10 protein-coding genes and 1 pseudogene are annotated in these 11,621 nt (G+C 59.8%); 9 read left to right on the forward strand and 2 right to left on the reverse strand.

What is annotated here, in order from left to right; translation table 11 throughout:
- The first annotated feature begins 46 nt into the window (after positions 1 to 46).
- The 3 genes from KQH55_RS10520 to KQH55_RS10530 all read left to right on the forward strand — a co-directional run bounded on the left by KQH55_RS10520 (position 47) and on the right by KQH55_RS10530 (position 4,992).
- Positions 47 to 2,698 (forward strand): response regulator, encoded by a 2,652-nt coding sequence (locus tag KQH55_RS10520; RefSeq protein ID WP_235090809.1) that lies wholly within the window; start codon positions 47 to 49, stop codon positions 2,696 to 2,698.
- Between the two features lie 120 nt (positions 2,699 to 2,818).
- Positions 2,819 to 4,063, forward strand: a complete 1,245-nt coding sequence (locus tag KQH55_RS10525; RefSeq protein ID WP_235090811.1) for a phosphatidylserine decarboxylase family protein — start codon at positions 2,819 to 2,821, stop codon at positions 4,061 to 4,063.
- A gap of 26 nt (positions 4,064 to 4,089) precedes the next feature.
- Entirely contained in the window at positions 4,090 to 4,992 is a 903-nt protein-coding gene (locus KQH55_RS10530) for a LysR family transcriptional regulator (RefSeq protein ID WP_255763126.1), read from the forward strand.
- 362 nt (positions 4,993 to 5,354) lie between these two features.
- Here KQH55_RS10530 and KQH55_RS10535 read toward each other — a convergent pair whose 3' ends face one another.
- Both KQH55_RS10535 and KQH55_RS16940 read right to left on the reverse strand, forming a co-directional pair.
- Positions 5,355 to 6,284 (reverse strand): DMT family transporter, encoded by a 930-nt coding sequence (locus KQH55_RS10535; protein WP_235090816.1) that lies wholly within the window; start codon positions 6,282 to 6,284, stop codon positions 5,355 to 5,357.
- Positions 6,285 to 6,922: 638 nt separating this feature from the next.
- Positions 6,923 to 7,255 (reverse strand): hypothetical protein, encoded by a 333-nt coding sequence (locus KQH55_RS16940; protein WP_373566386.1) that lies wholly within the window; start codon positions 7,253 to 7,255, stop codon positions 6,923 to 6,925.
- 419 nt (positions 7,256 to 7,674) lie between these two features.
- Here KQH55_RS16940 and KQH55_RS10540 point away from each other — a divergent pair, with 419 nt between their 5' ends.
- The 6 genes and pseudogenes from KQH55_RS10540 (at position 7,675) to KQH55_RS10565 (ending at position 11,601) form a co-directional block, all read left to right on the forward strand.
- On the forward strand, positions 7,675 to 8,508 hold the full coding sequence (locus KQH55_RS10540) for a sulfite exporter TauE/SafE family protein (protein WP_235090817.1): 834 nt from the start codon (positions 7,675 to 7,677) through the stop codon (positions 8,506 to 8,508).
- A 240-nt stretch (positions 8,509 to 8,748) separates the two neighbouring features.
- Positions 8,749 to 8,973 (forward strand): annotated as a pseudogene (locus KQH55_RS10545) (Rieske 2Fe-2S domain-containing protein); the annotation flags it as partial.
- A gap of 282 nt (positions 8,974 to 9,255) precedes the next feature.
- A complete protein-coding gene (locus KQH55_RS10550; protein ID WP_235090818.1) occupies positions 9,256 to 9,405 on the forward strand; it encodes a hypothetical protein in 150 nt (49 codons plus the stop codon).
- 423 nt (positions 9,406 to 9,828) lie between these two features.
- Positions 9,829 to 10,311 (forward strand): glycoside hydrolase family 108 protein, encoded by a 483-nt coding sequence (locus tag KQH55_RS10555; RefSeq protein WP_235090819.1) that lies wholly within the window; start codon positions 9,829 to 9,831, stop codon positions 10,309 to 10,311.
- Between the two features lie 80 nt (positions 10,312 to 10,391).
- On the forward strand, positions 10,392 to 10,964 hold the full coding sequence (locus KQH55_RS10560) for a hypothetical protein (protein WP_235090820.1): 573 nt from the start codon (positions 10,392 to 10,394) through the stop codon (positions 10,962 to 10,964).
- Between the two features lie 187 nt (positions 10,965 to 11,151).
- A complete protein-coding gene (locus tag KQH55_RS10565) occupies positions 11,152 to 11,601 on the forward strand; it encodes a phage tail protein (protein WP_235090822.1) in 450 nt (149 codons plus the stop codon).
- Positions 11,602 to 11,621: the final 20 nt, after the last annotated feature.

Here is an 11,621-nt window from a genome sequence, read left to right on the forward strand (position 1 = left end):
ATTGGCCGGGTAAAGGAATTTCCGCGCGATATTTGCAGGGGGAGCCATGTCCGTGCTCGACGAATCTCGGCGCCATGTGGGTGGCGACGGTGAAATGGCGCAGCGGATTCGGGCGTTCGACTGGTCCATGACCGAATTGGGCCCGATCGAGCGTTGGCCGCAGAGCCTGGTGTCGGTGATGCAAGTGGTGCTGGCTTCTCCAGTGCCGATGGTGGTGCTGTGGGGTGCCGATGGCTATATGCTATACAACGATGCGTATGCGGTATTTGCCGGCGGTCGGCATCCGTACTTGCTCGGCTGCCCGGTCGAGCAAGGCTGGCCGGAAGTGGCCGCGTTCAACCGCCGCGTGCTGGAGACTTGCCTTGCCGGCGGCACGCTGACGTATCGCGACAAGGAGCTTGTGCTGCTGCGCGACGGCAAGCCGGAGGACGTCTGGATGGACTTGTATTACAGTCCAGTCGCCGGCGACGATGACGTGCCTGCGGGTGTTATCGCGGTAGTCGTGGAGACAACCGAGCGCGTGTTGACGGAACAGTCGCGGCAACGCGCGGAGGTCGCGCTGCGGTTAGCCAACGAACGGCTGCAACTCGCGCTTAATACCGGCGCGGTACTTGGCACGTGGGTCTGGGACGTTGGCTCCGGCACGGTTAGCGGCGACGAACGCTTTACCCGCACCTTCGGCGATGTTTCGCAGCGGAAAGTCCGCGGCATCGGCGATTTATTGTCCATTCAGCAGGTTGATCCTGACGACGTCGCGCAAGTGCAGGCACAGATGCTTGCGTCGCTGCGTGCGCAAACGCCGTTTCGCGCCGAATACCGGATCACGCGCGCGAACGGCGAATTCCTTTGGGTGCAGTCGAGCGGACAGTGGGAGTTGGATGCGCATGGGGGGCCACACCGGTTACCCGGCGTGCTGATCGACATTCATGAGCGCAAGGTCGCGGAAGCGGCATTAGTGCAGTTGACGGCCACCCTGGAGCAGCGGGTCAAGGACGCGGTTTCCGCGCGGGCGGCGGTGGAGGCGCAACTGCGGCAGGCGCAAAAAATGGAGGCGCTGGGCAGTCTCACCGGTGGTGTCGCCCACGACTTCAATAATGTCTTGCAAGTGATCAACGGCAACCTGCAAATGTTGTCGGCAGAACTGGCTAACCACCCGGTCGCGCAACGCCGGATTGCAACCGCGGCGGAGGCGGTGCGGCGCGGTGCCCGGCTGGCGTCGCACCTACTCGCGTTCGCGCGACGTCAGCCTTTGTCGCCGTCGGTGGTCTGTCCGCGGCAGTTGCTCGAAGGCATGGACGAGATGATCCATCGTTCGCTTGGCGAGACGGTCAATATTGATACGATCGTGCCGGACGATTTATGGAATGTGTTGGTCGACCGCAATCAGTTGGAGAACGCGCTGCTGAATCTGGCCATCAACGCTCGTGACGCGATGCGCGGCGAGGGCACGTTAACGATCGCTGCACGCAACGTGATGCTGGACGGCAAGCCGGACAATGGTCACGGCGGTGGTGGCGACACTGAAGTCAGGCCGGGCGAGTACGTCTGCTTTTCGGTCTCGGATACCGGTGTGGGCATGTCCGCCGAGGTGCTCGAGCATGCCTTCGAGCCATTCTACACGACCAAGCCGGAAGGCCATGGAACCGGGCTGGGCTTGAGCATGGTATTCGGCTTTGTCAAGCAAAGCGGTGGTCACATGGAGATTGATAGCGTGGTCGGGCGCGGCACGACAGTCGAGTTGTTTTTTCCGCGCTCGCTCGAGACGCCATGCACGGACTCGCCCGCGACGTTGGGCGGCGTGCCGCGTGGTAATGAGACGGTGCTTATCGTCGAAGACGATGCGGACGTGCGTCTGACCGCCGTCGACATGATTGCGCAGCTTGGCTACCAGGTGTTGACTGCGTCGACCGGCGACGAGGCCAAGGCGATACTGCTCGGTGACGCGCGCATCGACCTGCTGTTCACCGATGTCGTGATGCCGGGGGACGTGAAGAGCCCCGAACTTGCTCGCCTTGCCGCGCAACGGATGCCGTCGGTGCCCGTGGTGTTCACATCGGGTTACACGCGCGACGAGATTTTCCATCATGGCCGGCTCGATCCGGGCGTGACGTTGCTAGCCAAGCCGTATCGGCGTGATGAGTTGGCGCATAAGCTGCGCAGCGCGCTCGAAGGGCAGTCTGGGGGACGGGCGATGCCTCCTCAGTCGGCACTGTCGAATTGCAATGACGAGTCGCCATCGCCGTCTATCCCACCGGCCGAATCGTTATCGCCGTCCCCATTGCCATCACTTGTGGCAGCACAGTCCGCTGCTCCCGGGCCGTGCGACGAAGAAGGGCAGCTGCCATGTCATGTGCTTCTGGTGGAAGACGACGCATCCTCGCGTGAGGCGATGCGCGATTTGATCGAAGTGATGGGGCTGCGGTGCTGTGCGGCCGGCAGCGCGGAGGAAGCGCTGAAGCGGGCCGCGGCGCAACGCTATGATGTCCTGCTGAGTGATCTTACGTTGCCCGGCATGGCTGGCGACCAGCTTGCATTAGCGCTGCGGCGTACCCAGCCGCATGTTCATGTGTTCCTGATGTCGGGGTACGGGCAATGCGCGGATGTTGACCCATTGCTCGACGATGTTCCCGTGCTGCAAAAGCCGCTGGATGCGCTGGCGCTTGGCCGCCGGCTTGCGGCGTGCCGCAAGTCGGCGTAGCGGTCGCCCGTTGGCTGCCAGCGCAGTCGCAGCGCGATATGACGCTATTCTCGGGCAAGCAACTTGCTGAAGTCGGTGCGTTCACGCTATTCCTTACCCTATCGACAGACGGAGAGAGCAATGGCATCTGAAATGGGCGCACGCACACGCGAAAAGCGGCGGCTCGGTGGCTGGCTTCCCAACCGGGAAGACGCGCTGGCGCAGTATCGGCTGGAATTGGCGGCGCGCGCAAAAGCACGCCCCGACTTGCGTACCAGCGTGGTTCAGGAACTGGCTGCGTTGGTGAGCAATGATGCCGTATTACGCATGAACCTCGAACGGGCCATCGATGATGCGCGTGGCGCGGGTTACCAACTGGGTTACGCGACGATCGACGAGCTGATGTCCTTGATCGACTATCTGATGACGTATGCACCGCCCTTTAGCGAGTCGAGCCTGATCATCTGCCCTCTCAATGCGTTGCTCGACTGGCCGATGTGTATGCCGTCCGGCTATGCATTTTTTCGTGACCCGGCGCTCAACGCGCAACTCAAACGAGTATTGAATCATTGGTGCGGGTTCCTGAGCGGTCCGTACTCCCGAACGCACCTGAACACCCAATCGCCGGACGGCTGGTTCTGCGACAAAGCGATAAAAAAAATTGGCATGATGGAATTCATCTGCCATCCTAAGCAACCTTATTGGGGCTTCACATCCTGGAATAGTTTCTTTACACGTCAGTTTAAGCCTGGCGCGCGGCCTGTCGACGCGCCGCACGACTCCAAGGTCATCGTCAGTGCCTGCGAGGCGTCGCCATACAACATCCGCTCGGACGTCCAGCTTCATGATCGCTTCTGGATCAAAGAGCAGCCCTATTCGTTGCAGGAAATTCTAACGACGGGCGAGCGCGAATTGGCCAAGCGGTTCGTCGGCGGATCCGTGTACCAGGCATACTTGAGCGCATACAACTATCATCGTTGGCATGCACCGGTCAGTGGTACGGTATCGAAGGCGTACTGGGTCGATGGCAGCTATTACTCCGATCTCGAGGCCGAGGGCGTCAACCCGAGCGGGCTGAATGCCTCCCAGGGCTACACCACCGCGATCGCCGCGCGGGCGGTGATCGTGATTGATTGTGATGATTGTGCGCTCGGGCAAGTCGCGTGCGTGTTCGTCGGAATGGCCGAGGTCTCGTCATGTAATATCGTGGCGTTGCCTGGGCAGCATGTGGACAAGGGCGACGAGATCGGCTATTTCCAGTACGGCGGCTCTACGTACTGTCTGATATTTGAGCCTGGTGTGATCGAGCAGTTTGAGCCGCAGCCACCATTCGACGACAATGCCCCGCCAATCAAGGTCAATGCACGGCTGGCGATGGCGCGGTAGGCCCGTGCCGCAGTGTCCTGAGGCCAATGGTGAGTCTGAGCGAGCGACGGCTCCACTACCTCCATGCGGCGCTCATGGCCGGTTCGATGCGTGCCGCCGCTGAACGGCTGGGCATGGAAGCATCGGTCATCAGCCGGCAAATCCAATTGCTTGAGAAAGAGCTGAATGTCACGCTGATCGAGCGGCGTGGGCGCGGCGTCGCGCCGACCGATGCGGGGCGCCTAGTGTTGCAGGCATACGAGGAGCGGCGCCTGGTGGAGGAAACACTGCGGCTGCGCCTGGACGAGCTACGCGGATTGGAGCGGGGAGAGCTGACGATCGTAACCGGCGAGGGCTTTGTGCGCGAATTGATGTCCAAGGTGATGGTGGCATTCTGCGCCCGGTATCCAGGCGTCAACGTGCAGATGCAGAGGGTCGGGGCGGAAGAGGCGGTTGCCCACGTGGTTGAGGACCGGGCGCATCTTGGCTGGACGCTGTGTCCGCCCGCCCATCCGGCGGTGCGCATCGTGCACGAACGGCCGCAGCCGCTTTGCGCGATCATGGCGGCGACGCATCCTTTGGCGGGGCCGGCTGCCCGGGTGTCGTTGGAGGCTGTAGCCCAATACCTGCTGGCGCTTGCCCCAGTGGGCACCGGCCTGCGCGCGCTGACGCGCCAAGCCGAGGTGGCGGAGGGAATCCGGTTCAATGCCGTATTTTCGGCAAACTCGATCGATGCGCTGACGCACTACGTTGGCGTGGGGCTGGGCGTGGCATTCTTGTCAGTCTATCCGGTGGAGCACGAATTGGCCGCTGGTGTGCTCGTTGCACAGCGCACGACCAACGTCGTGCTCGAGCGTGCCAAGGCTCAGCTATTCGTGCGGCGCGGCCGTCGCTATTCGGCCGCCGTGCAAGCTTTTCTCGCGCAAATGCGACAGTCCGGCCTGTTCTAGCGCGCAAGCTGTCCGGCAAGAACGCGGCTGGCCGGCGCATCCGCCCGCCGCCGACGATCGCCCCTCGTCAATCCCGCTGCCGGGTCGCGCCGCCTCGCACGTCCATGGCCGTGAAAATACGATACGCTACGATGACGCGCTGCTCGCTTGAGCGTTCTTATATTTGCGTCGTTGCTCATTCTTGACAAGCAGGCGCTTCGGCTGGGAAAAGATTCCCATCGCCACGCTGGTGGCGGGATCGACCGCTTCGGCGCCAAACGCATGGAGTGCTGTTACGCTTTATGGCTTGATCGATGCCGGCGCTGATTAGCGCGCTCTGCGCCGGCCGAATAAGCCGTGTGGCCACAACGCGTTACACGTCGCTATGATGGCTGCGAGCGCAGTCGCTCGATTAAGCCCGTGGCGAAGACGGTACCGATCAGCACAATGGCGCAGCCTTCCATCATCTTTATTGATATGGATAACGAAAGGAATAGCGAATCCCAAAGGATGCCGAACACCGGAATCACGAATGTGGCGGTCATCGCGTGAGTCGGCCCACCGGCGGTGAGCAGGCGAAAGTACAGCACATAGGCAACGCCGGTGCACGCCACGCCGAGCGCCAGCGCCGCGAGCCACGCCTGCATCGAAATCGGTGTCGCTGGCCATGCCCATGCGGCGAGCGGTAGTAGTACGATCGATGCGCCGACGAGGCTGCCGGCCGCGATCACCAATGGGTCGATGTCGGACAAATAGCGCTTCGTATAGCTAGCCGCGATACCCAGCAGCGCTGTGGCGGTGAGTCCCGCGGCGGCGGCCAGTGCAGTGGCCTGCGCACACGGCGCCGCGCCTGCTATGCCGCTCGTTGCACTGATCTGATTTCCGACCAGCAGCGTCACGCCGGCGAAACAGAGCGCGATGCCTGAAACCCGCATGATGCTGGGCCGGTCCCCGAGCCACAGGAACGCTACCAGCGTGCCCCACAGCGGTGCAGTCGCGTTGATCACGGAGGCCAGGCTCACTGACAGGGCAGGCACGGCATACGCAAACAGGCAAAACGGCATCGCAGCGTTCAGTACGCCGAGCACGAACAACGGCCACAGCTTGCGTTGCGAATCACGCCATTTTCCCTCCACGCCTTTTCGCGTGATCAACAGCGCGATTAAGAAAGTGGCGCCGATCGACACACGCAACGCTACCATCGGCACGACGCCGAACTCCGCAACGCCGATGCGCACAAAAAGAAACGACGTACTCCAAAGTGCTGCGAGCGCCAGCAAGTTGGCCACGTTGAACACCGATCGGGAGATCATGCATAGCCTTCGCAGAGTGACCGGTATTGCACGTTGCACGCATCGGCAAGTCCGGATGGGACAAGGACAACTAGGCAAGCACCACTATGTAGCAGCCTATTCGAAAGCGCGAGCAGTATCGGTGGGGTCAGCGGAGGCGATTATATTTTTGGCGGATAACGTATGGTAAGCGCAGCCGCCGCTGGCTGCTGTGAAGGGCAGCCTATGGGTGGATTCGCCACTTATCATGGTAGTTTTTCATATCACGATAGCGTTACGACCTTGTGCGGGAAACGTGCCACATACTCCGTAAGCCGAATGGTAGAGAATTGAATTGGCCGCTGTGCATGGCCTGAAACGGTCCGTTACCGCGCCTGTTAAGCGGGCAAAACGTCCGTGATCCGACAAAACGCTGTCGGAGTTCGCCGACGCGTAGCGTCGCCTCGTGCATTGTCTATTACATAGTATCAGCTGACCCGACTACTGCGTCAGTGCGTCACGCTGCATTCCGGCTTCGCGTACGATTGTTGGCTCAATGCCAATGGGGCTCGTGCTTGGCTACGATCACCTGGCGGTTCGATGCTATCGACGTGGTCGATGCATCGGCGGGCGGCGCAGGCCACAGCGGCATTACACTGCCGAGTGGCGGCATGCCGAGATTAATAGAAAGGCTCCGAATGACGCCATCGCTTTTTGCGAATAAAGCTGGTTACAGGAGACAAACCGGCGTAATACCTGAGTGCTTGGTCGTTGCTTCCATAGCAATATCCCAGCGCGACATGGTTTTTCGAACGAGTGGTGCACGTGTTCCGGGTACTGGCAGGATGCGCCAAACGTTCGGCCAGCACGTCAATGCCAAAGCTGGATGTGGCCATCGGTCGTATCGTTGCAACGCCAACACGATCGCCACGAGCTTGTCGGTCGATGCGTCGATCTCGGACGCACGAGGCGACCGCCACGGTGGCGGCTGTCCTGATCACATCGGTTGCCATTGGCGCTGGCACGTGCAATGGCGCCCCGCTGCGTCCCTGGGCAACGGCTCGTGCTGGATTGTGCGCCAGGCGCGCTGGGCCATGTATTGGCGTTCCGTCTGCCGGGCGCTGGTGCGCGTGTTAGCCGCGTTTTGGCAAAAAGCCGCATCCTGGACGGCGCGGTGCGACGCACTGGGGGTGCATTACCGGATGCGCAACGCATCGAAAGCGAACGCCGATGCTGGTGCTTCACTTCGATCATACGGTTACGCAAACTCGAGCAGGGTGGCGCTTAGCCAGGACGCGCCGCGCCGTTCATCTCGAGGCTGCGCAATGGTGGTATCCGTGGGCGTTAATGGGTGGCGTGGTATTCCGGCTCGCGCCGCGTGTTGGGTCGTGCGGCTCGGCGACATCCCAACGACAATCAGGAGCGCGTAAAAATGATCGAAAGTACTGCGATCCTTGGCGTTGCGGTTGGCCTGGTGTTGGCATTGACCGGTGCAGGCGGTGCGATTCTTGCGGTACCGCTGCTGTTATTTGCGCTGGATCTGAGCGTTGCGCGGGCTGGGCCGGTAGCACTGCTTGCGGTGGGCATGTCGGCAGCGGTCGGCGCGGCAATTGGCTTGCGCAGTGGGATTGTCCGCTACCGGGCGGCCGCGCTGATGGCGGTAAGCGGCATGGTTGGGTCGCCGATCGGCCTGTGGGCCGCGCGCTGGCTACCGAACGGGCCGTTGGCGCTCGTCTTCGCGTGCGTGTTGGCGTGGGTATCGTGGCGCATGCTTCTGCAGGGTCATGCGTGTGCCAGCCATTCGGATCGATGTGCGACGCGCATGAGCATGTCACCGCCTCGTCAACTGGACCACGCGAGCGAGCACTTCGTTTGGACCGCCTCCTGCGCGCGTGCGTTGATCGCGTTGGGTGCCGGTGCCGGATTTCTGTCCGGCTTGCTTGGAGTGGGGGGCGGCTTCGTGATCGTGCCGGCGCTCAGGCGAGCGACGAACGCGCCAATGCAGGCGATCGTCGCAACGTCGTTGGCGGTGGTTGCGTTGGTCTCGACGGCTGGCATCGCCGCTAGTGCGCTGGCTGGACGGATGGACTGGCCAGTGGGCTTGCCGTTCGCCGCCGGTGCTGTCGCCGGCATGCTCGGTGGATGCCGAATCGCCGCGCGGTTGAGTGGACCCCGCCTGCAACAGGTTTTTGCGGTGGTGGCTGGGTTGGTTGCGCTTGGCATGATGGTCAAGGTGCTGTTCGCTTCGCCCGGTTGGTCGGCATGAGCTACGGTGCACGTGGCGATCCAGTGGGTTTCGCTTGCCGGGTGGAGAAGTCCTGCAATCGTGCTTGCGACGTGTCGAGTTGCATCGGTAGCAGGCGACCACACCGGGCGTCGCGACAGAGGAGCGCCAAGGCGGGATTTCGGCCGGACTTCGCGTAGACTGCGCCAGATCCGCCCGTTCGCCGGCTAGGCGGCTGTGGCGGCGACTGTCGAAGTGCCTTTACGTAAGGAGGCGTCACGCATGCATGCATTGCCTTTGCCGGACAGTAGCGCCATTGACCTACCCGCCAGCGCCTCGGCGTGCGATCTGCGCCGTGTGCCGATTCACCCGGACCACTGGTATCCGTTGGCCTGGTCCCACGAGGTCAAGCGGGGCAAGGCGCTCGGCGTGCAGTTTGCCGGCGATCCGATCGTGCTGGTGCGCACCGAGTCCGGCAAACTATTCGCACTGGAGGACCGCTGTGCCCCATGACATGGCGCCTGGGGTCGGTACAGTGGTGTGCAGCGACAGCGGCTGATCGACACGCTTTACCAAAAAACCAGCAGCAGAGTGCGTTACATGTGTGCGAGACGCTGGTACAGATGCGTTGCCCTCGCAAGGGCAAGACCCGCAGGATGTACCTGCGAAGTTATACGTCGACATAGTTCATCGGAATGTGCTCAATTATTTAGAACTGCGTTGTAAAGCAGACTTGGATTCATCGAAAATCCGCGGACGGACGAACCATTCGGATTGTAAGTTGCTGAGATGCTCGAGCGGCCATCACGTTTGCGCTATGTACCGGTCAAGCCGGTGATGCATCGGCGGTGCGAGTTGTTCAAGAGTCTGGAGGCGGTCAATCGTGCACTGCATCTGGACGACGTAAGCGGGTGTATCAATAGCGTGATGACACGATGAGACAAATGTCGCAGTTCAAAAAGCTTGAAATTTTATTGAACTTATGAGAAATTCCCTCCCGTCCGGACGAAGGGGCAGGCAGCGAAAGGAGGCATGACGATTCGCTGAGAGCAAGTGCAGTACCCCGTCCTTCGATCCATGCAAGCGATGTTTGGGGCACAATAATGAAAGAGAATACTGGCTTGACTCAACGACACTCTCCTCAGGTACGCAGTACATACCCAGTCTTTTTCCCCTACTGTCAGTTTCACGAGTACGGTACGGCGATAACGCCACGTGATGACTGATCAAGCATATCCACTTTTCTGCTCATTGTTTAACGGCTCACGCTGACGTTTGTCGGTGTGACGCGGTGCTTTACCGGTTGATGCATGAATCGCTTTGCGTGTGAAGCGAGAGTGTTCCTTTTCCTGATAGAAAGGTATGAGCGTTTTCGACGACGCATTCGATAAGCTTATTGGTAACGAAGGCGGTTATTCCAATAACCCTCAGGATCCTGGGGGCGAGACGATGTGGGGCGTGACCCAGCGCGTCGCGCGCGCATGGGGCTACACCGGACCGATGCGGGAGTTACCGCGTGAGACAGCAAAACAGATCGCCAAAGCCCTGTACTGGGATCCATTGCACTGTGACTGCTATGACGCACGGGTCGCGTTTCAAATTTTTGATGCCAATTACAACGGTGGGCACGTTGTTATCTGGATGCAGCAGGCCAGTGGCGCATTCGCCGACGGCAAACTCGGGCCCAAGACGATCGCTGCGGTGCAGGCAGTCGATCCTGAGCTTTTCATTATGCGTTTTATTGCCGCGCGCTTGACTTACTTGACCGCGCTGCAAACTTGGCCAAGCTTTGGCCGCGGCTGGGCGCGACGCATCGCGACTAACTTAAGAGTGGCAGGAGCCTGACCATGTTACCGATTGTTCTCGCACTCGCACAATTCGCGCCGCAGATCGCGCATTGGATTGGCGGCAGTCAAGCCGAGCAAGTGGCCCAAAAAGTGATCAATATCGCCCAAACTGTCACGAGCACGAACACGCCGGAGCAGGCACTGGCTGCGATCCAGGCAAACCCAGAACTTGCTTACCGGTTCCAGGAGTCGATCGTTGAAAGCCAGGTTGATCTGCAACGCATTGCAGCGGATGTGGAAAAGACACGCATTACGGCCAATGTAGAAGCCGCGAAGACGAATGCGGCTGATCGCGCCAACGCCCGGCAAATGGCTTTAACTGAACACGATCACACTCCGCGTAACTTGGCCTATCTGTACACAGTTGGCTTATTTTTGGTGATCGGTGCGCATTTCTGGTTGTTGTTCGCTCGCATACCCGTCAATCCGGTCGCCTTTGGCGTGCTGGGCAATATTGAGGGAGTGCTGATTGCGATGGTGCTGGGAGCAAAAGAATTCTTTTTTGGCTCGTCGTCGACAGCAACCAAGCAGGCAGCGGTGATTACCAGCTTCGCGACTGATCCGGACACGCATGTGACGACCCAAACGATGAACGGTGCACCGACGTCTGCTCCAGTAACGCTGCCCACTACAGCAAACAACAAGCCATAAATATTAACAAATGATGCAAGCGAGTGCAGCAGTTTAGGCGTTAGCGAAAGGTGGCAGTGTGAAAAGGGTGCATTTAGTACGAATTGGCGTGTAAGCAACCGCTTGTTATGAGCGGAGATCATATTAACACATTCTTGCTTGATGCAAGAAGTAGTTGAGTTGCAGTTAAATATAATGAGGAATGCTAATGGCTACGACGGCTGAAAAAATCGCAACGAATTACCCCATTCCCACTTATCGATTCAAGGTGATAGTCGGCTCGGAGGAAATGGCATTTAGTGCCGTCTCGGGTCTGGAGCTGGGGGTGGAAACAATTGAGTATAAAGACGGCACAGGTCAGGTATGCAGGATGCCTGGCCAGCGTCAACCACTGACCATTACGTTGCGTCGTGGTGTTTTTAAGGGGCGTAGCCAGTTGTATGACTGGATCAACTCGATTTCTTTGAACCAGGTCGAGAAAAAAGATATTTCGATCAGCCTGACCAATGATGCTGGCAACGAGCTATTGGTTACCTGGAATATTACGGATGCATTTCCCACGAGGTTGTCGGCCCCCAGCTTCGATGCAAGCAGCAATGAAGTGGCCGTTGAAGAAATGACGTTGTCAGCGGACCGCCTGGCGGTGGTATTTCACTGATGGTATGTGGCTCATGGGTA

This window comes from Mycetohabitans sp. B3, assembly GCF_021498065.1.
GTDB lineage: Bacteria > Pseudomonadota > Gammaproteobacteria > Burkholderiales > Burkholderiaceae > Mycetohabitans.